This is a genomic window from Corynebacterium hesseae, assembly GCF_037850265.1.
Taxonomy (GTDB): Bacteria; Actinomycetota; Actinomycetes; order Mycobacteriales; family Mycobacteriaceae; genus Corynebacterium; species Corynebacterium hesseae.
The window spans coordinates 2,239,634-2,258,624 of sequence record NZ_CP137211.1; the positions used below are offsets into that span (position 1 = coordinate 2,239,634).

The 18,991-nt window shown below is 60.2% G+C and carries 19 protein-coding genes and 2 tRNA genes; 5 read left to right on the top strand and 16 right to left on the bottom strand.

Going from position 1 to position 18,991, the window contains the following annotated elements; genetic code table 11:
- Positions 1-127: 127 nt before the first annotated feature.
- The gene (nrdF, locus tag R3O64_RS10560) at positions 128-1,117 is read right to left on the bottom strand and encodes a class 1b ribonucleoside-diphosphate reductase subunit beta (protein WP_070522424.1); all 990 of its coding nucleotides are present in this window, start codon (positions 1,115-1,117) and stop codon (positions 128-130) included.
- A gap of 183 nt (positions 1,118-1,300) precedes the next feature.
- Here nrdF and R3O64_RS10565 point away from each other — a divergent pair, with 183 nt between their 5' ends.
- On the top strand, positions 1,301-1,945 hold the full coding sequence (locus tag R3O64_RS10565; RefSeq protein ID WP_154737106.1) for a FadR/GntR family transcriptional regulator: 645 nt from the start codon (positions 1,301-1,303) through the stop codon (positions 1,943-1,945).
- Between the two features lie 6 nt (positions 1,946-1,951).
- Here the strand turns inward: R3O64_RS10565 and nrdE are convergent, their stop codons facing one another.
- The 6 genes from nrdE to R3O64_RS10595 all read right to left on the bottom strand — a co-directional run bounded on the left by nrdE (position 1,952) and on the right by R3O64_RS10595 (position 7,854).
- Entirely contained in the window at positions 1,952-4,114 is a 2,163-nt protein-coding gene (gene nrdE / locus R3O64_RS10570) for a class 1b ribonucleoside-diphosphate reductase subunit alpha (protein WP_070522502.1), read from the bottom strand.
- 62 nt (positions 4,115-4,176) lie between these two features.
- A complete protein-coding gene (gene nrdI, locus R3O64_RS10575; RefSeq protein ID WP_070522431.1) occupies positions 4,177-4,602 on the bottom strand; it encodes a class Ib ribonucleoside-diphosphate reductase assembly flavoprotein NrdI in 426 nt (141 codons plus the stop codon).
- 9 nt (positions 4,603-4,611) lie between these two features.
- On the bottom strand, positions 4,612-4,851 hold the full coding sequence (gene nrdH / locus R3O64_RS10580) for a glutaredoxin-like protein NrdH (protein ID WP_070522434.1): 240 nt from the start codon (positions 4,849-4,851) through the stop codon (positions 4,612-4,614).
- A 385-nt stretch (positions 4,852-5,236) separates the two neighbouring features.
- A complete protein-coding gene (locus R3O64_RS10585) occupies positions 5,237-6,130 on the bottom strand; it encodes an esterase/lipase family protein (protein ID WP_070561755.1) in 894 nt (297 codons plus the stop codon).
- A 149-nt stretch (positions 6,131-6,279) separates the two neighbouring features.
- Positions 6,280-6,402, bottom strand: a complete 123-nt coding sequence (gene ykgO / locus R3O64_RS10590) for a type B 50S ribosomal protein L36 (protein WP_003847162.1) — start codon at positions 6,400-6,402, stop codon at positions 6,280-6,282.
- Positions 6,403-6,525: 123 nt separating this feature from the next.
- Positions 6,526-7,854 (bottom strand): sugar porter family MFS transporter, encoded by a 1,329-nt coding sequence (locus R3O64_RS10595; protein WP_339016880.1) that lies wholly within the window; start codon positions 7,852-7,854, stop codon positions 6,526-6,528.
- A 36-nt stretch (positions 7,855-7,890) separates the two neighbouring features.
- Here R3O64_RS10595 and nadE point away from each other — a divergent pair, with 36 nt between their 5' ends.
- On the top strand, positions 7,891-8,706 hold the full coding sequence (gene nadE / locus R3O64_RS10600; protein ID WP_425248906.1) for an ammonia-dependent NAD(+) synthetase: 816 nt from the start codon (positions 7,891-7,893) through the stop codon (positions 8,704-8,706).
- Positions 8,707-8,970: 264 nt separating this feature from the next.
- Positions 8,971-10,068, top strand: a complete 1,098-nt coding sequence (locus R3O64_RS10605) for an HNH endonuclease signature motif containing protein (protein ID WP_339016881.1) — start codon at positions 8,971-8,973, stop codon at positions 10,066-10,068.
- A gap of 346 nt (positions 10,069-10,414) precedes the next feature.
- Here R3O64_RS10605 and R3O64_RS10610 read toward each other — a convergent pair whose 3' ends face one another.
- From R3O64_RS10610 to pgm, 7 genes are all read right to left on the bottom strand, one after another.
- Positions 10,415-11,137 carry a fructosamine kinase family protein gene (locus R3O64_RS10610; protein WP_284848225.1) on the bottom strand — a complete coding sequence of 241 codons (723 nt, stop codon included), beginning with the start codon at positions 11,135-11,137 and terminating at the stop codon, positions 10,415-10,417.
- Between the two features lie 49 nt (positions 11,138-11,186).
- Positions 11,187-11,259, bottom strand: a tRNA-Ala gene (locus tag R3O64_RS10615).
- 22 nt (positions 11,260-11,281) lie between these two features.
- Positions 11,282-11,354 (bottom strand) — tRNA-Ala (locus tag R3O64_RS10620).
- Positions 11,355-11,453: 99 nt separating this feature from the next.
- A complete protein-coding gene (locus R3O64_RS10625) occupies positions 11,454-12,206 on the bottom strand; it encodes a DsbA family protein (protein WP_070563121.1) in 753 nt (250 codons plus the stop codon).
- A 58-nt stretch (positions 12,207-12,264) separates the two neighbouring features.
- Positions 12,265-12,732, bottom strand: a complete 468-nt coding sequence (locus tag R3O64_RS10630; RefSeq protein WP_070522450.1) for a MauE/DoxX family redox-associated membrane protein — start codon at positions 12,730-12,732, stop codon at positions 12,265-12,267.
- Positions 12,733-12,749: 17 nt separating this feature from the next.
- Positions 12,750-13,211, bottom strand: a complete 462-nt coding sequence (locus tag R3O64_RS10635; protein ID WP_070522452.1) for a MauE/DoxX family redox-associated membrane protein — start codon at positions 13,209-13,211, stop codon at positions 12,750-12,752.
- 49 nt (positions 13,212-13,260) lie between these two features.
- Positions 13,261-14,877, bottom strand: coding sequence for a phosphoglucomutase (alpha-D-glucose-1,6-bisphosphate-dependent) (pgm, locus tag R3O64_RS10640; RefSeq protein ID WP_070561761.1), 1,617 nt, complete (start codon positions 14,875-14,877; stop codon positions 13,261-13,263).
- Between the two features lie 83 nt (positions 14,878-14,960).
- On the opposite strand from pgm, the gene R3O64_RS10645 reads away from it, so the two are divergent.
- Together R3O64_RS10645 and R3O64_RS10650 are read left to right on the top strand one after the other, a co-directional pair.
- On the top strand, positions 14,961-15,278 hold the full coding sequence (locus R3O64_RS10645) for a fluoride efflux transporter family protein (protein ID WP_070561762.1): 318 nt from the start codon (positions 14,961-14,963) through the stop codon (positions 15,276-15,278).
- Positions 15,275-15,634 carry a FluC/FEX family fluoride channel gene (locus R3O64_RS10650; RefSeq protein WP_339016882.1) on the top strand — a complete coding sequence of 120 codons (360 nt, stop codon included), beginning with the start codon at positions 15,275-15,277 and terminating at the stop codon, positions 15,632-15,634. The genes R3O64_RS10645 and R3O64_RS10650 overlap by 4 nt, the downstream gene beginning before the upstream one ends.
- Before the next feature lie 37 nt (positions 15,635-15,671).
- Here the strand turns inward: R3O64_RS10650 and R3O64_RS10655 are convergent, their stop codons facing one another.
- Both R3O64_RS10655 and R3O64_RS10660 read right to left on the bottom strand, forming a co-directional pair.
- Positions 15,672-18,218, bottom strand: a complete 2,547-nt coding sequence (locus tag R3O64_RS10655) for an ABC transporter permease (protein ID WP_339016883.1) — start codon at positions 18,216-18,218, stop codon at positions 15,672-15,674.
- Between the two features lie 3 nt (positions 18,219-18,221).
- Entirely contained in the window at positions 18,222-18,962 is a 741-nt protein-coding gene (locus R3O64_RS10660) for an ABC transporter ATP-binding protein (protein ID WP_193634561.1), read from the bottom strand.
- Positions 18,963-18,991: the final 29 nt, after the last annotated feature.

Sequence of the window (18,991 nt, forward strand, 5' to 3'; positions counted from 1 at the left end):
ACCAGGCGGTGATCTAGAACACAGATGGCCGAGTGTGCGGGCCCCTAAAACCCGAAAACGCACCCCCTGAAAGAATCAAACTTTCGGTTGATCGTTCTAGGAGGTGCGGCGTGGCAGTGGATGGTACTTAGAAGTCCCAGTCCTCGTCGGTGGTTTCCTCCGCCTTGCCAATCACATAGGAGGAACCGGAGCCAGAGAAGAAGTCATGGTTCTCATCCGCGTTCGGAGACAAGGAAGACAGGATGGCCGGGGACACGCGGGTTTCATCAGCCGGGAAAAGCCCCTCGAAGCCTAGGTTATTGAGCGCCTTGTTGGCGTTGTAGCGAAGGAAGCGCTTTACATCCTCGGTCCAGCCCAACTCATCGTAGAGATCCTCGGTGTAATCGATCTCGTTCTCGTAGAGTTCATAGAGCAGGTCGAAGGCGTAGCCCTTCATCTCTTCCTGCTCCGACTCCGAGAGCTTCTTGTAGCCCTGCTGGAACTTGTAGCCGATGTAATAGCCGTGAACGGCCTCATCGCGGATGATGAGGCGGATGATATCGGCCGTGTTCGTTAGCTTTGCGCGCGACGAGAAGTACATCGGCAGGAAGAAGCCTGAGTAGAAGAGGAAGGATTCCAGCAAGGTGGACGCAACCTTCTTCTTCAGCGGGTCATCGCCCTGATAGTAGGACATGACGATTTTTGCCTTGCGCTGGAGGTTTTCATTCTCTTCGGACCAGCGGAAGGCGTCGTTGATCATGGGAGTCGACGCCAACGTCATGAAGATATTGGAGTAGGACTTCGCGTGAACGGACTCCATGAAGGCGATGTTGGTGTAGACCGCCTCTTCGTGGAGAGTGGTGGCGTCGGGAAGCAGCGATACCGCACCGACGGTGCCCTGGATGGTATCGAGCAGAGTGAGACCAGCGAAGACACGCATGGTGGTCTCCTGTTCCTTCTCAGTCAGAGTTTTCCAGCTCTGGATATCGTTGGACACCGGCACCTTTTCCGGGAGCCAGAAGTTTCCGGTGAGGCGATCCCACACCTCGAGATCCTTCTCATCTGGAATTGTGTTCCAGTTAATTGCCTTCACCGGAGCCTCGTGGCTAGCGATGTAATCGTCGTACTCGTGAGACACGCACGTCACCTCGTCTTACTAGTTATTTTGAGTCTGGTGCCATCGTACCCGGTAAAACTAGGGGCCAAAATTCCTGCGTGTTTTATACTTAAGCCCTGTTCACACGCCCCCGAATGTCGATGGAGGTACCGGCTCCCCGTGACTGAGCCCTCCGCTCCCCTACTCAGCACCGTTCTAGACACCATGGGCGCCGACATCGTCAGCGGCACCCTTGCCGCCGGTGAGCGTTTTACGCTCACCGATCTCTGCGCGCGTTTCGGAGTTTCCCGAACCGTAGCCCGCGAGGCAATGCGCGCCCTAGAGCACTTAGGCATGGTCTCTTCTTCACGCCGCGTAGGTATCACGGTGCTCCCCATCAGCGAGTGGGCGGTCTATGATCCCGCCATCATTTCGTGGCGCCTAAGCTCAGAGAAATCCCGCGACAGGCAGCGCGCCTCACTCAATGAACTGCGCCTTGCCATCGAGCCCGTCGCCGCCGGCCTCGCTGCGCTGCATGCATCCCAAGAAGATAAGGAGGAGATCTTAGAGCTGGCCCAACGCCTCCAAGACACGCCAACGCGGCGCGTCGGTGAACACCTCGCTACCGACCTGCGTTTTCATGCCATGGTTCTCCACGCCTCGGGCAATGAGATGTTTTCAGCTCTCAGCCCCTATCTGCTGTCCATGGTGCGCGGGCGTTCCCTCTTTGGCTCCCGCAAACGCAACCCCACGGCCGGCACCGAACAGCGCCACCTGGATCTAGCGGAGGCAATCCACCGCGGCGACTCCCCCGAGGCAGAAAAAATCGCACGCGCCATCCTGATTGAGGCGCGTGCGAACAAGGACTAACAGGGACTAGAGCATGCAGGAAACGCAGCCCTCAACCTCGGTTCCCTCCAGAGCCATCTGGCGCAGGCGGATGTAGTAGAGGGTCTTAATACCCTTGCGCCATGCGTAGATCTGGGCGCGGTTGATATCGCGGGTAGTGGCGGTGTCCTTGAAGAACAGCGTCAGCGACAGACCTTGGTCAACGTACTTCGTGGCCTCGGCGTAGGTGTCGATGATCTTCTCGTAGCCGATCTCATAGGAGTCCTTGAAGTACTCCAGGTTGTCATTGTCCATGTGCGGCGCCGGATAGTAGACGCGGCCGATTTTGCCTTCCTTGCGGATTTCAATCTTGGAGGCGATCGGGTGAATCGAGGACGTCGAGTTGTTGATGTACGAAATCGATCCGGTCGGCGGCACTGCCTGCAGGTTGCGGTTGTAGATGCCGTGCTTGGCGACGTCCGCCTTCAGCGCAGCCCACTCCTCCGCCGACGGGGTGTGAATCGAGGACTTAGCGAAGAGCTCCTTGACCTTTTCCGTGCGCGGAGCAAAGTCAGCCGGATCATAACGGTCGAAGAACTCACCGCTGGCATAGTCAGACTCGGGGAACTCGGTGAAGTACTCGCCACGCTCGCGGGCCAGCTTGTTGGATGCACGCAACGCGGCGTACATGATGGCGGCGAAGTAAGCGTTGGTGAAGTCCAAGCCTTCATCGGAGCCGTACTCAATGTGCTCGCGGCCAAGGTAACCGTGCAGGTTCATCTGCCCCAGGCCAATCGCGTGGGAATCATCGTTGCCCTTGCGCACGGAGGGAACGGAGTCGATAGAGGTCTTGTCCGACACAGCCGTCAAGCCACGGATAGCGGTTTCCACTGTCAAGGCGAAGTCCGGGGAATCCATGGTAGCCGCGATATTGAGGGAGCCAAGGTTGCAGGAAATATCGCTACCCAGGGTCTTGTAGGTGAGGTCGTCGTTGAGCTCTGACGGGGCGTTCACCTGCAGAATCTCGGAGCACAGGTTCGACATGTTGATGCGCCCAGTCTTGACCGGGTTGGCGCGGTTCACGGTGTCCTCGAACATGATGTAGGGGTAACCGGACTCGAACTGCAGCTCCGCGACGGTCTGGAAGAAGTGGCGAGCGTTGATCTTCTTCTTGCGGATACGCGGATCCTCGACCATCTCTTCGTAGTGCTCGGTGATGGAAATATCGCCGAAGGCCTTGCCGTAGACGCGCTCGACATCGTACGGGCTGAACAGGTACATGTCATCGTTACGCTTTGCCAGCTCGAAGGTGATGTCGGGGATCACGATGCCAAGCGAAAGGGTCTTGATACGGATCTTCTCGTCCGCATTCTCACGCTTGGTGTCAAGGAAGCTCATAATGTCCGGGTGGTGCGCGTTGAGGTACACCGCACCAGCGCCCTGGCGAGCGCCCAGCTGGTTGGCATAGGAGAAGGAATCCTCCAACAGCTTCATCACGGGGATGACGCCGGAAGACTGGTTCTCAATATGCTTGATGGGCGCACCGGATTCACGGATGTTGGACAGCAACAGGGCCACGCCGCCGCCGCGCTTGGACAGCTGCAGAGCGGAGTTAATAGAGCGCCCAATCGACTCCATGTTGTCCTCGATGCGCAACAGGAAGCAGGACACCAGCTCGCCACGCTGAGCCTTGCCGGCGTTAAGGAAGGTCGGGGTAGCCGGCTGGAAGCGACCGGTCATGATTTCATCCACGAGGTGTTCAGCCACCTCCGTGTCACCATCCGCCAAGAAGAGTGCGGTCATGGACACACGGTCTTCGAAGCGCTCGAGGTAGCGGCGGCCGTCGAAGGTCTTCAGGGTGTACGACGTGTAGTACTTGTAGGCGCCAAGGAAGGTCTTAAAACGGAACTTAAAGGCATAGGCGCGCTTGAACAGGGACTTGATGAAATCGAAGTCGTACTGCTCGATCAGCTCCGGCTCGTAGTACTTGTTTTCCACCAGGTAGCGCATCTTCTCTTCCAAGTCGTGGAAGTAGACAGTGTTCTGGTTGACGTGCTGGAGGAAGAATTGGTTCGCGGCCTCGCGGTCCTTGTCGAACTGAATCTTGCCGTTCTCGTCATACAAGTTCAGCAGCGCGTTAAGTGCATGATAATCCAGTTGCTCGGCCGGCTTCACAGGTTCGGCGACGGTCTTACCCAGTTGCGTGGTCACGACGTTCACGGGCCTTTCTTTGCTATGGCGAAATGGAGAGACGAAATAGTACGGATGAGGCTTTAGGCAGCCAAACCTAAAGCGGCCGCGTTGGCCAGGAGGCCTTCACGGCAAATTGTGACATCTTCCTCGGTTCCGAGAAGCTCGAAGCGATACACATAAGGAACCTTACACTTGGCGGCGATAACGTCACCCGCCTTGCCAAAGTCACTGCCGAAGTTGCTGTTTCCTCCGGCTACAACGGCGCGAATGAAGCTGCGGTTGTGTTCATCATTCAGGAAACGAATGACTTGTTTGGGTACAGGCCGCGTGTTCTGCCCGCTTACCGACGCCCCTCCCCCGTATGTCGGGCACACCAAGACATAAGGTTCATTCACGGTGAGGGGCTCGTCATTAAGGCGCAGCGGGATGCGGGCGCTGGGAAGGCCGAGCTTCTCGACGAAGCGGTGGGTGTTTTCCGTAGCGGAAGAGAAATACACGACCAACATGGCGTTAACCTAGGCGCTCGCCACCATCGCAGTGAGGGCCTTGATGCGATCCGGGCGGAAGCCGGACCAGTGCTCGCCGTGCGCTTCCACGACCGGCGCTTGGACGTATCCGAGGGCCATGACGTAGTCGCGGGCATCATCATCGAGGGAGATATCCACCAACTCGTACTCGAGACCAGCACGGTCGAGAGCCTTCTTGGTGGCGTTGCACTGGACGCAAGCGGGCTTAGTGTAGACAGTGATGCTCATGTGACGTTCCTTTGGCTTCCTTCGGCGCTACACGCGGAGTGACTGTTGAATTCGGTACTGGCAGAGCGTTCAACGGCTCTGCCTACAGGCTCTGAACAGCGATATCGGACCGCCGCTCGAGCAACATCAACGACACTATACTTTGTGCCCGCACCCCGCAACTAGCACTACATGTAGTAGTTACATGCCTGGTATTCCCAGGATGTAACTTGGCCCGACCCCACATGTTGACACCCCATCACTCCGCCCGTCCCCACGGCGGTAACTACACCGTTGATATTCCCTGCACGTTTACCGAAGATTCACTTAGTTTGTGACAAAGTCCACAAAAGGGCACGGCTCTAGGCCACGCCCTCGATACCGGCCCCTCTATTGCCAATGAAATCTAATCAAGCATTGGCTCGACACAGGTTCCAGAATCAGCCCCTTGCCCCGCCTCGCGGGTCAGACCAAAGAGCACCTGGCTCATCGTCATGGGATCCCGCGGCAGGTCCGGATGCAGCGGCTCCGCTCCGCACAGCTCCCCTAGATCGATGTTGACCACGTCGGCGCCGTCGACAGGTGTAAGCATGGAGGAAGAGTTCGGGGTCACCGTGACGTCGGCAGGCGAATAGATCGATGTATAGAGCGGCCCCGGCGCCGTATCAGGCAGCGCATTGAGGTTCTCCATGAACTCGGAGCCGACAACCTGCTGGATGCCTGCAGAGCTCGCCAAGAACCGAGCAAAGTGTGGCATCGCCGCAATCATCTTGGCCAGAACCTCGCCCATCCCGTTGAGGGTTGTGCCATGGAGGTTGCCACCAATGGCCACAGCGTGGGAAACGTGCTCAGCCGAACCGTACATCTGCGTGTAGGTCTTGATGTGCAGCCCGCCCTGCGAGTGGCCCACCAGATTAACCTTGTCGCTTCCGGTCACCTCGCGCACGTAATCAATCTGCCCTGCAATTTCGCGCGCAGACTCATCCAAGTCCGCAATCGCCTTGGCACGAGGATTCGCGTTCTGCAACGTCACGTCGTCCGCGCCGTAGTCAAAGGCCCACACGCACATCCCCTCCTCCTGCAGGACCGGGATCAGTTCGTTCCACGTCGAGGAATTGTCCGACGTGCCGTGGAGAAGCACCACCGGCTCACGCACCTCGCCGCTCGGCTCGCACGAGGGGTCATTGATTCCCAGCGAGGGATCCGCCAAGCTTTCAAACTCAAAGTCCGCAGCATGAGCTACCGGAACAGTGAACCCAACTGCAGCAGCACACACCGCCGCCACGAGACGCTTCTTCATTATTCTTCTTTCTTTCAACTATCTTCCGGGCTCCTGCCGAAGTCCGCCCGATAATTATATTCATTAAAGCGCATCTGTCCAGGCACGTGGGCATAAAAAATCCGCCCTCCCCACAAAGCGGGGAGGGCGGAGACGAGGAAACTCGTTTCTTAGCCCTGGCGAGCCTTGAAGCGCGGATCCTTCTTGTTGATCACGAAGACCTTACCGTGGCGGCGAATAACCTGGGCGCCCGGCTTCTTCTTCAGCGACCGAAGCGACTTGCGAACCTTCATCGGGCGCTCCTTTCGTTATGCGCAATCTTGATGCGATTGATTAGTTCAAAGCATAGCTGGGAAGACACCCAGCAATGACACGAGGAAAAATGTTACCCCACACGCGCGTCATTACCAAAACACTCAGCTTTCGGAGTAGCGGGAGCGCAGCTGCTCGGCAACATCCTCGAGGCGCTCCCCCGCCGTTTCCGGAACGAGTGCGCGGGTATATCCCACCGCAACGAGGCCTAAGACCGCGAAGATTCCAAAGGCCAGCGAACCTCCGAGCCACTCCACCACCGGCAAGAAGAACTGCGCCACCGCCCAGTTACTCACCCACAGCGCCAGCCCGGCGATTCCCATGCCCACCCCTCGAACCTCAGGCGGCACGATTTCTGACATGAGCAACCACGTGGCCGGGGAGACCGCCGCCTGTTGGAAGGCAATGAATGCCGCCATGCACGCCAACGACAGCATGGCCAGCGGAATGGAGTCATGGGCGAAATGATAGTCCACCGCGAGGACCACGAGCGAGACCACGTTTCCGCCTAGGCCCGCCAACAGCAGCCGGCGGCGTCCCAGCCGGTCAATCACGCGCATGCCCACGAGGCACGCCACGACGGACACCGCACCGATCACCATCGACGTATATACCGAGTTAGTGGTGGAGATACCCACCTGGTTCATCATCGTGGGCGCAAAGTACACGATGGCGTTCACGCCCGTAATCTGCTGGGTCAAGCCCATGAGCATGGCGAGTGCGATGGCCCAGCGCATCCAACGGTGGCGTCGCAAAGCTCGCCATTCACCCGTGCTCGGACGTGGACTAAGCTCCAACTCCGCTCCCTGCGCGCCGACCCGAGCGCTGACCGCGGCAGCTTCACGCGGTCGCCCTTGTGCCGCGAGCCATGCCGGGGTATCGGGCAGGAAGACCATGCCGAGCGCCAGCGCCGCGCCCGGGACCGCGGCCAGCCCCAGCATCCAATGCCAGCTGCCGCTTGCAGCCAATAGCGAGTTCACGCCATACGCCAGCAGCTGCCCCACGACGATCATGAGCGTATTGAGGGAGACCATCCGGCCCCGCACAGCCGCCGGGGTGATTTCGGAGATATACATCGGGGAGACGATCGACACCGCGCCCACTGCCACGCCGAGGAATGTGCGGGCGGCAGCGAGTTCATCGGCCGAGCTTGAAAGCGCGCACCACACGGAACCAGCCACGAAGATGAGCCCACCGGCGATGAGGGTGCGACGCCGCCCGATCATGCTCGCCACACGCCCAGCGACCAGCGCGCCAACTGCCGCGCCGGCCAAGAGCATCGAGGTCACCAGCCCCTCCTCATGGGCAGACATGCCGAATTCCGGTCCCACGAAGAGGAGGGCTCCGGACATCACTCCGGTGTCATATCCAAAGAGCAGGCCACCCAGGGCGGCGACGCCTGCGACCATCATGACGTACGTATCTTTGTTCACGGGTTCCTATTGTCGCAGGCGGCTACCATTGGCGTCATGTCACATGAATCCATAGACCTCCAGCACGACATCATCAAGGCCCTCGGCGTAAAACCCCGCATCGATTCAGAAGAAGAGGTTGAGCGCCGCGTCGCCTTTTTGGTGGACTACCTACGCGCAACCGGCGCGAAGGGCTTTGTCCTGGGCATCTCTGGCGGCCAGGACTCCACCCTGGCTGGGCGCTTGGCTCAGCTGGCGGTGGCCCGCGTCGACGGCGCGGACTTCTGGGCCGTGCGCCTTCCCCACGGCGTACAGGCCGACGAGGATGACGCACAGATCGCCCTCGACTTTATCGAGCCCGACCACTGCCTCACCGTCAACATCGCCGAGGCCACCGCGGCTCTCGACGGCGCCGTGGCCAACGCCCTACACCAGGACTCCCTGGGGGACTTCAATCGAGGCAACCTCAAGGCCCGCCTGCGCATGGCCGCGCAGTACGCGCTGGCCGGCGAAGTCGGCGCGCTGGTCATCGGTACAGACCACGCCGCCGAAAACGTCACCGCCTTCTTTACCAAGTGGGGCGACGGCGCTGCCGACGTCCTGCCCCTCGCCGGGCTTAACAAGCGCCAGGGTGCTCAGCTTCTGAAGCATCTCGGCGCACCAGAATCTACGTGGAAGAAGGTTCCCACCGCAGATCTAGAGGATGACCGCCCCCTACTCTCTGACGAAGAAGCGCTCGGCGTCACCTACTCCCACATCGATGACTACCTCGAGGGCAAGGACGTGCCTGCCGCCGCCCAATCGCGCATCGAGACCCTGTGGCGCCGCGGCGCCCACAAGCGCACCATGCCGCCGGGCCCTACCAGCGCCTAAGGTTCCAAGCCCCCTCCTCGCGGGGCCTTTCCTGTTCCGTTTCCGCACCCACCACGTGCGCCCGAGGCCAGCGTTTCCCCGCACGCCAGTGGCATTCTCTTCCAGGAGGTCAACTTCTCCCTTCCCATAACGCGAGTCCGTGCGCCCCAACACCTGTAGCGCACATAGTCCCACACCCATGATTGACTCTTCACTCCACCCCTGAGCTGGGCATTTCTTCGCTCCGGTTGCGGGGCCCACGGTGCTGTTTTAGTCTCTGTGCTCATGGGGGATATCGAAACCTACATCCGCCTACGCAACTCGGGGATTGCGCTGGTGGAAAACATTCCTGGCTCACCCGATGAGCTCCGCACGCTCGGTGCTTCCGCTTCCGATGCTGCCGAACTAGCACGCCTTAACCAGGTGTATTTCGGGCCCACCCGCTTTAGCGGCAAACAACGCAAAGCCCGTACCGCAGCCCTTCAACAACGCCACAGCCTCGGCACCCTCACACTGATTGAAACCTACACCGCAAAAGTCAAGAAAACCCTCGACGCCTGGAACCTCAGAATCAAACTCGCAGGAACACCCGCACACCGCATCCCCACCGTTGCTACCACACGACTGAAAGAACTACGTTCCAAGCGCATAGCCAAACCAGGTGTGCGCATCACCTACCGTGCACAAGGCCCCAACACTCTCTCCATCACTGACGACGCCACCACGATTGCCAACATGCGCGGCGTCCTCGAATCAACCAACACCACTGACCTGCTTCAAGCCGCCAACGACATCTTCTTCAAAGAGGGCACCGGCTCTAAACCAGCGGTGCGTACCCAAGTCATCGTCACCCTCAACGAGCTCGACCAGATCATCAACGGCGACGGTGATGACATCGAGCTCAACCTCACCAATGGTGGGCGCATGACCGGGGCGGAATTCTTAACCCACAAGTTTGCCGAAATAGGGTATGCCACCATCGTGCACCCTCTTGAAGGACCCATCGACACCTGGCGGCTAGAGCGTGGAGCAAACTTCAAACAACGCCTTACCCTGCATGCTGAATTCCACACGTGTTCTAGACCAGGCTGCAATAAGCCGGCAGACTACTGCCAAGTCCATCATTTGGTGCCCTGGCAGGCAGGCGGCTACACCAACATTAAAAACCTGACGTTTTTGTGCGCCTACCACAACGGAATAAATGATGATGACCCACAAAGACCTACCGGACGCGGCTACATGTACCGGCTTAACACCGGGGTCAGCTTCATCCCACCCTGGGGCACACCGATAACAGCAATGCCCGAATACCAAGAAGCACTAGCCAGACTCACCGCCGAACAAGCAGGACAACCACCAGAGGAACCACCCGACAGTAGTTAACACCCACAGCCACCAAACACAACACAAGCAGAAAGGAAAACGACCCACCACCAGCGACAACACCGCCAACCGAGGGAAGGTTCGCGGGCATATCGACGATCCTTCAGACAGCAGCACCCGCGAACCACAACAAGGTACGCGGGAAACTCAGTAATCCCGGACTACGGTTCACACGCCACCGGATGCAGCGGGAGTACCGGAACTCTTAAGCCTTAAAGAACGAAACCCGCCCAGCAGATGCGGGGAAGTGACAGCAAGGTCCGCGCGCCCTTAAAGGGCGGAGCACAAAAGCGCACCCAGAGCTCCTCTCCTTCAAATCCGCCAGAACCTTCGAGCGGTCACGCACTCATCGCAATGCCTCAAGGGTGGAACGCGCAGCCTGCTCAAGCGGAGCGTAGTAGGCCGGACCATGCGTCATCGCGTGAACTGCAAGTGGGTGTAATTGATGCATAGGCACCCACTTCTCGTATTCCTTGGGCGCCCCGTACCCGCGGAGGATTTCCTCGTAGAACGGCGTGCCAAAGAGCTCGAGCATGGCTAGGTCCGTCCACGGGTGCCCGCCGTGCGCGGCAGGGTCGATCATCACGGCCGAATCGGCAGTAAAAAGCACGTTGCCTGCCCACAGGTCGCCATGAATTCGCGCCGGTTTCACGTCCCAGTCAGCAGTTTTTATGGCCTCGCATGCTTGCCGAACAATCCCCTGCAGCCCCTGAGGCAGTCCTCCCACGAAAGGCAGCACTCGCTGCTCAACGTAGAACTCGCCCCAGGCTTCACACGGTTCGCAGGGTTGCTCCACGCGCCCAATGAAGTTCGCACCCTCCCAGCCCGCTGGCGGGGCGCCGAAGGCGGGCGCTCCCGCTTCATGGACCGTGCGCAGCGCAGCGCCAAAGGCGCGGGCAGCAGGGACGCTCGGCCGCGCCTGCTCCACCCGCCGCGTGCTAAGAGAAGTAGAGGTGACTTCGGTGACGTCCACGACGACGGCGGCAAGCGCCTGCGCCAGCCATCTCAACCCAGCAGCCTCGGCGCCAGCTTGATCAGAACGGGACACGGTCTTGGTGAATACATCCATGGCCCCAGCATAGAAAAAGGCCGCCCCCATTCAAGGAGACGGCCGAAAGTGGAGCTAACGGGATTCGAACCCGTGACCCCCACACTGCCAGTGTGGTGCGCTACCAACTGCGCCATAGCCCCAAAGCTGTATTGAATTATGAAGTGGAGCTAACGGGATTCGAACCCGTGACCCCCACACTGCCAGTGTGGTGCGCTACCAACTGCGCCATAGCCCCTCACACGAGGTGCAACCTTTGTGATTGCAACTCGTATCAATATATCGCCTCCGTTTTCACTCACCAAATCGCGAGTTTAGGTGCGGTATTTGCACGCCCCTACTTAGCTGCGACGAGGTCGACCCACTCCATGATGGAGGTCTTGTCATCCTCCGGAATGTCCTTGCCGTCCTTGATGATGCGCGGCGAGGACACGCTGCCGGTGTCGGCTTCCAGCTTCTCGTAGTTCGCGGTTACTAGGGCGTTGCCCTTGCCCACCGGTGCATCCTCGATGGCTTTGACGGTGTCCTTATCCGCGCCCAAGGACTTAGCGGCCTGCGCGAAGTCCTTCATCTCCCACTTGTTGTACACCTTGGACTGCTCATCCATGAGGTACTTACGCAGGTTCCAGTAGAGCTGTACGTCACCGGACTTGGCTACCTGCTCCATCGCAGCCGCGGCCTTGGAGGAGTGTCCCTCGTTGGACTTGATGCTCTCGATGCCATTCGGGCTGCCATCCAGGAAGTTGAGGGTGCGCACCTTAACAATGAGCTTGCCCTGCTCAATCTTTTCCTTCATCTGATCATCGGTCTGCTTGGCCAGATCAGAGCAGTGAGGGCAAGAGTAGTCCTCGTACAGCTCGACCTCCGGCGCATCCTTGACGTCGGCAGCCTTGAGGGTCACGGCGTTATCAGCAAAGGACATCTCCATATTGACGTCCTGCTTGGTGTAGCCTTCCAAGCCCTCAACGCTGGCACCACGGTTTTGGTAGAAGATAAAGCCGAGTACGACGGCAATAATCACCAGCAGAACACCGATGCCCCACAGGAATCCGCTGTTGTTATTGGCGGTGGGGTCTTTAACTGTACTCATTGAGAAACCTTGTCTTGTATGACGTAAATGGAACGAACCGAAATCCTACACACCGCTGTTAAGGGTGCAATGCAAACTTGGTGAAGGGACGCTTGATTGTCCACACCATTAACACAGAATAGAAGACATCACGCAGCAGTGTCATCATGTAGTTCATCACCTGCGCGTCTTCATCAGGGCTAACGGAGAAACAACCGCAGTCAATCCCGAGCCCTCGCATCCACGCTTGCGCAATGCCAATCATGAATAGAACGAGGACAATCTGTCCCACCCATGCCGATTGGCGCAGGAACAGCCCCAGCAGCAGCAACAGGCCGCCGCACACTTCCAACGGGCCAATCAGGTAGGACAAATACTGAGACCACTCTGGTGTAAAGATCTCATAGGCCTTGATGCTTTGGGACACTGCGAGCTGATCCGACAGCTTCGACGCTCCCGCTTTGATCCACACATAGGCCATATAAAAGCGCGCGAATGCACTAATGACGTCAAGCACAAGGGCGGCGCTGATTTTGTCTTTGATCACGAGCACAGTCTAACAAGTTAGGGGTGGAGAGCGTAACGGCGATACGGGCGCCAGATTGTCCAAAGGGTGAGGACCAAGAAGGTTGCATCACGCAGCAGCGTCAGCGCGTAGTTCATGCCTTGGCTCACGTCGGCGGGGTCATAGCCGAAACAACCGCAATCGATCACCAGCCCACGCGCCCATGCCTGGGAGATTCCCACCATGAAGAGGACTAAGACCACCGCCGCGACTGCCGACGCCTCCCTCAAGAACAACCCCAGCAGCAACAGCACCCCACCCATGAGTTCCAAGGGGCCGATGAGGTAGGCCAAGTATCCGGACCATTCCGGGGTGAAGATGCCGTAGGCCTCGATGGCCTGGGTCATCTCCATCCTGGCGTCCAGCTTCTGAATGCCGGCGATAATCCACACGGCAGCCATTCCAAAACGCACCAGCGCGCTCATCAGATCGGCGGCCGACATGGATTTTGCGGATGTCATAATTCATTAGCCTAGTCTCGGGCCCAGACTTCAGCCCTGGCCTTCAGTCCTAGCCTTCGAGAACCTGCGACACCAGCGCCTGCGCCTCTTCCTGCACCTGTTTGAGGTGTTCTTCGCCACGGAAGCTCTCGGCATAGATCTTGTACTTGTCCTCCGTGCCGGAAGGGCGGGCAGCGAACCACGCGTTCTCCGTCGCCACCTTCAGGCCGCCAATCGCTGCGCCGTTGCCGGGGGCCTCGGTGAGTTTGGCCACGATCTTCTCCCCAGCCAGCTCAGTCGCCGTCACCTGCTCCGGGGAGAGCTTCTTCAGGATGGCCTTCTGCTCGCGGGTAGCTGGGGCGTCGGTCCGCGCATAAGCTGGCGCACCGTATTCTTCGGCCAGCTCCGCATAGCGTTGAGACGGGGTCTTGCCCGTGACCGCCAGGATCTCGGCAGCCAAGAGATCCATGATGATGCCATCCTTATCGGTGGACCACACGGTCCCATCGAAGCGCAGGAAGGAAGCACCAGCAGATTCCTCACCGCCGAAGCCCAGGGTGCCGCCGACAAGCCCCGGCACAAACCACTTGAAGCCCACCGGGACCTCCACGAGCTCACGGCCCAGGCTGGCCACGACGCGATCGATCATGGAGGAAGACACCAAGGTCTTGCCTACCCCGGCTTCACCCCACTCGGGGCGGTGGCTAAACAGGTACTCGATGGCCACCGCTAGGTAGTGGTTCGGGTTCATCAGACCCGCATCCGGGGTGACGATGCCGTGGCGATCGGAATCCGCGTCGTTGCCCGTGGCCAAGTCGTACTTGGAGCGGTTCTGAACCAACGAAGCCATGGCGTCCGGGGAGGAGCAGTCCATGCGGATCTTGCCGTCAGTATCCAGAGTCATGAAGCGGAAGGTGCCGTCTACCTCTGGGTTCACCACCGTCATGTTGAGCCCGTAGTGCTCGGCGATGGCCGCCCAGTAGTCCACCGAGGCGCCGCCCATCGGGTCCGCGCCGATGCGCACACCGGCCTCTTTAATGGCCGCCATGTCCACAACGTTGGCTAGGTCAGCCACGTAGGAGTCGAGGTAGTTGTGCTTCACGCAGCGCTCATCGAGCACGCCGTCAACCGCCACGCGCTTGACGCCATCGAGCCCGGCGCGCAGATAGTCGTTGGCCTTGGCTGCGATCCAGTCGGTGGCATCCGTGTCTGCTGGGCCGCCCGTCGGCGGGTTGTACTTGAAGCCGCCATCGCGCGGCGGATTGTGGGAGGGAGTGATCACGATGCCATCGGTGCCCGGGTTGGTCAGGATGGCGTGGGAGACGGCCGGGGTCGGGGTGTAGCGTCCGCGGTCATCCACGCGAACCTCCAGCCCATTGGCAAGGAGAACCTCAAGGGCGGAGACCATGGCGGGCTCGGACAAAGCGTGGGTATCGCGGCCGATGAAAATGGCGCCCGTGGTCCCCTGCTCAGCGCGGTAGTCCACGATGGCCTGGGTAATCGCCAAGATGTGAGCCTCGTTGAAGGCGGTGTCCAAGGCGGAGCCGCGGTGCCCTGAGGTGCCGAAGGCGACCTGCTGGTCGGGGTTATCTGCATCGGGGGTGCGGGTGTAATACGCGGTGACTAGTTCTGCGATATCGATGAGATCGGAAGGCTGGGCTAGCTGGCCGGCGCGCTCGTGTGCCATGGTGGGTTCCTCCTTGGAGACGTGGATACACCCTAAGCTTGCCTGCTTCACGCTGGTTTCGCATCCCAATTAGGATGGTGCCTATGCCACAGATCCTTCTTGTGGGCTGCGGGACCGCGCTCGGGGCGCTGACTCGTTTCGGCCTTACTTCACTTCTCGGGGGTGGCGCGCTGCCGCTGCTGCTCATCAATGTTGTAGGCAGCACTGTCATGGGCTATGCCAAACCCCCGGCGTTCTGGGGCACAGGATTTCTGGGCGGCTTCACCAGCTTTGCCGCCTTTGCCTACCTCACCTCGGGCTTTAGCCCGGCGCGGGCGGGAGCGTACGTCCTGGCGACGATCATTGGCTGCACCGCGGCATACCTAATAGGTGACCTCATTGCTTCCCGGGGCCGCGCATGATCCTCTCCATCTTGGCGGTCCTCGCCGGCGGCTTTGTTGGCGGCTGCGGGCGCTACTTGCTCACCCGTGTGCTCCCCTCCCCCACGTGCACCTTTGCCGCCAACCTCGTCGGCGCGGCGGTGGCCGGTGTGGCCTATGGCTTTGCCACGCATGCACACGCCCCCGAGTACTTCCTTCCTCTACTGGCGGCCGGACTCGCCGGCGGGCTATCCACGTGGTCCACGATGGCCAAGGAACTCGGAGAAATGATAAAGGCCAAGCGTTGGTGGTGCTTGGCACGTTATCTCTTCTGGACCATCGGCCTAGGAATCATCGTGGCCTGGCGCGGGGGGTGGGTCGGCTCGCTGCTGGCCTAACCCGCCTCCCACGCCCCTTGTGCAGCCGCAGGCTGTGTTAGTCGGCGATGGCGTCCAACGGCGGGGTCTTCGCCGCGCGCTGCGCCGGCCACAGGGCCGCCAGCACGCCGACGATTCCCGAGCCCACGAACATGACCGCGAGCATCATCCACGGCACCGTCGCGGAATCGAGGCCTTCGTCGGAAAGCACGGAGATGAAGGACCACCCCATCCCCAATCCCATGAGGATGCCCATGAGCGCGCCGAAGAGGGCGATCTGTACCGATTCCACCGTGATCATTGTGCGAATCTGGCGGCGTTGAGTACCCACCGCGCGCAGCATACCGATCTCTTGTCGGCGTTCAATCACGCCGAGGGTGAGGGTATTGACAATGCCCAGGACAGCGATGACCACGGCCAAAGCCAGCAGCGCGTAGAGAATCGTGAGCATCTGGTCAATCATTCCGGCGGCCTCGCCAGCATATTCCTCGCTGGTGCGCACCTGTACCACAACGAGGTCCTTGACGGACTTCTCCAGGTTGGCGCGCAGCTTCTCCTTGTCATAGCCTTCTTCCGCATTGACGGAAACCACCGTGACGTCGAGGCTGTTGGGGTCGATGACCTCTTCTACCGCGGATTGGGACACGGCCAGGCCCGGAAGCATCTGGAAAGGTTCATAGGTGCCGAGGAGTTTTACCTGCGCAGTGCGGGATGGATCCGGCCCCGCCAACTCATAGGACTGGCCGACCTCCCAGCCTTGCTTCTCAGCCAAGACAGAGTCGGCGATGAAGCCCGGTTCCTCACCCGTATTCAATGCACCGTCGACCAGAGTGAGGTTGAGCATGTCATCGGCGTTGCCATCGATGACCTGGCTGATCATCATCTCCGGACCATAATTCATCGAGGCCTGACCATCCACCTGCAGGGGTGCTGTGCTCATCGCCACGAGCTGTCCGACGCCCTCGGTATCGCGGGCGCGCTGCACCGTCTCGTTCGGCGTCGGGAAGTTTCCAGACGTCGGCCCGGACAGCAAGAAGTCCGCGCGGGCGTCCTGCTCGACGGCGTCGGCCACCGAGGCCTTCATCGTCGCACCCAACATGCCGATCGATGTCACCAGCGCCACGCCCAGCATGAGAGCGAAAGCAGTCGCCGCGGTACGGCGCGGGTTGCGCGCCGAGTTCGTCGATGCCAGCTTGCCGACCGCGCCAAAGGGCGCGCCAACCACGCGGCCGATCGCCGGAACGATAGGCAAGGAGATGGCCGGTCCCGCAAGGAAGAAGCCGAGGATGAGGTTGAGCGAGCCGAGGCCCACGAGTGTGGCGCGGATGCCCGTGGAGGCGTCGACAAGCACGCCCACGAGCGCAAAAATAATGCCGACGACGAGCAGCAGCCCGCCCAGCACGCTGCGCACCAGCAGCGAAGCGCCCGCCGCGGACTCGGTGGTGCGCATGGCTTCCACGGGCTTGACCGCGCCTGCCCGGCGCGCCGGTGCCCACGCGGAAACGATGGTGACCAATGCGCCCAGAATCAACGGCACAAGCACAGCGCTCAAGCTCAGGCCCAGGCCGCCGCCCATGGGCATGCCCTTGGCTTCGAAGACGGCCTTAATGATCGCCACCAGGCCCATGCCCGCTGCCACGCCCACGGCAGAGCCCACGAGGCCCACGATGAAGGCCTCCGTCACCACCGAGCGCGTAATCTGGCCGCGGGATGCACCGAGTGCGCGCAGCAGCGCGAACTCCTTGGTGCGCTGAGCCACGATCATGGAGAACGTGTTCGCGATGATGAACGTGCCCACCAGCAGCGCGATGAGGCCGAAGGCGATGAGGAAGTAGTTGACGAATTTCAGGGCAGAGGAAATCTGATCCGAAATCTCATCGGCCAGCTTCTGGCCAGATTCCGCCTTAACCTCGAAGGTCTCGTTGAGGTGATCCACGAGCTCATCGGCGCTCACTCCCTCGGCCGCAGCGACCTTCAGCTGTTCGGAATTGCCGTATCGCTCGACGAAGGCCTCGTGGTCCATGAGCAGCGTCAGGCTAGGGCCTTGGTCCACCACAGGCTTGACGACGCCCACGACCTTCACCTCATCACGCTGGTCCGGGTGGACCACGAGGAGGCTGTCGCCGATCTTGATGTCGAACTCTTCCGCAGCCGAGTCGTTGATGAGAACCTCGCCGGTCCCGTGAGGCGCGGAGCCGTCGACAAGCGTGGCGGGCTCACCGACGGACTGGTCCTCCGGGTAGTAGGGCTGCACGCTGGAGGTGCCGCCACCGGTTTGAAAAGCCTCGGCATCCTTGTTGGCAACCACGACGGTCTGGCTGCTTTGCATGTTGACCGCGCGCACGTCGGGGTCGGCGGCGATGTCATCGCGCATTTTCTGGTCGAGGTTTGGGCCGCCTTCCTTCTGGCTTACGGCCGCATCCACACCGGTAAATGCCGTGGATACCGCAGAGTCGAAGGTGTTCGACAAAGATTTGGTGAACATAAAGGACCCCGAGATGAAGGCGGTGCCGAGCACCACCGCCAGCAGGGTCAAGGCAAGGCGCAGCTTGTGCGCGAGAATATTGCGCACGGACACCGTGCGCATGGTGTTCTTTGTGGCCATGCTCTAGCCCTCGATTTCTGCCATCACGGCGTGGATGGACTCCATGGTCGGGTTGTTCAGCTCGTTGACCAGGCGACCATCAGCAAGGAAGACCACGCGGTCTGCGTAGGATGCGGCCTTCGCATCGTGCGTCACGATGACGACGGTCTGGCCGTCCTGATCCACTGCGGTGCGCAAAATATCGAGCACCTCGGCGGAAGAGTTGGAGTCCAGGTTGCCGGTCGGTTCATCGCCAAAGATGATTTCCGGGCGCGAAACCAGAGCGCGCGCGCAAGCCACGCGCTGCTGCTGGCCACCGGAGAGCTCTGCTGGGCGGTGATTCAAGCGCTCGGACAAGCCTAGGCGGGAAGTGACCTCATCGAACCACTCTTTATCCACCTTGTTGCCAGCGATATCGGTGGGCAGCGTGATGTTTTCTGCCGCGGTCAGTGTGGGCACCAGGTTGAAGGACTGAAAAATGAAGCCCAGGCGGTCGCGGCGCAGGGCCGTAATATCCTTGTCGCTGAGCTGCGACATATCGGTGTCACCGATGAAGGCCGAGCCGGACGTCGCCGAATCGAGCCCCGCCATGGTGTGCATGAGCGTGGACTTGCCGGAGCCCGAAGGGCCCATGATGGCGGTAAAGGTATTGCGCGCGAACTCAACGTCGACGTGGTCCAACGCGGTAACTGCGGTATCTCCCTGACCGTATTGTTTGAACAGGTCGACGGCACGAGCCGCAGCAGTCATCGTTGGGGTTGTCATGGACGTGTTCTCCTTATAGATGGGGAAAG

Coding starts and splice junctions, on each gene's coding strand:
- R3O64_RS10565 (WP_154737106.1), top strand. CDS start 1,301: ATGGGCGCCGACATCGTCAGCGGCACCCTTGCCGCCGGTGAGCGTTTT.
- nrdI (WP_070522431.1), bottom strand. CDS start 4,602: ATGTTGGTCGTGTATTTCTCTTCCGCTACGGAAAACACCCACCGCTTC.
- nrdH (WP_070522434.1), bottom strand. CDS start 4,851: ATGAGCATCACTGTCTACACTAAGCCCGCTTGCGTCCAGTGCAACGCC.
- R3O64_RS10585 (WP_070561755.1), bottom strand. CDS start 6,130: ATGAAGAAGCGTCTCGTGGCGGCGGTGTGTGCTGCTGCAGTTGGGTTC.
- ykgO (WP_003847162.1), bottom strand. CDS start 6,402: ATGAAGGTTCGCAAGTCGCTTCGGTCGCTGAAGAAGAAGCCGGGCGCC.
- nadE (WP_425248906.1), top strand. CDS start 7,891: ATGTCACATGAATCCATAGACCTCCAGCACGACATCATCAAGGCCCTC.
- R3O64_RS10605 (WP_339016881.1), top strand. CDS start 8,971: ATGGGGGATATCGAAACCTACATCCGCCTACGCAACTCGGGGATTGCG.
- R3O64_RS10610 (WP_284848225.1), bottom strand. CDS start 11,137: ATGGATGTATTCACCAAGACCGTGTCCCGTTCTGATCAAGCTGGCGCC.
- R3O64_RS10625 (WP_070563121.1), bottom strand. CDS start 12,206: ATGAGTACAGTTAAAGACCCCACCGCCAATAACAACAGCGGATTCCTG.
- R3O64_RS10635 (WP_070522452.1), bottom strand. CDS start 13,211: ATGACATCCGCAAAATCCATGTCGGCCGCCGATCTGATGAGCGCGCTG.
- pgm (WP_070561761.1), bottom strand. CDS start 14,877: ATGGCACACGAGCGCGCCGGCCAGCTAGCCCAGCCTTCCGATCTCATC.
- R3O64_RS10645 (WP_070561762.1), top strand. CDS start 14,961: ATGCCACAGATCCTTCTTGTGGGCTGCGGGACCGCGCTCGGGGCGCTG.
- R3O64_RS10650 (WP_339016882.1), top strand. CDS start 15,275: ATGATCCTCTCCATCTTGGCGGTCCTCGCCGGCGGCTTTGTTGGCGGC.
- R3O64_RS10655 (WP_339016883.1), bottom strand. CDS start 18,218: ATGGCCACAAAGAACACCATGCGCACGGTGTCCGTGCGCAATATTCTC.
- R3O64_RS10660 (WP_193634561.1), bottom strand. CDS start 18,962: ATGACAACCCCAACGATGACTGCTGCGGCTCGTGCCGTCGACCTGTTC.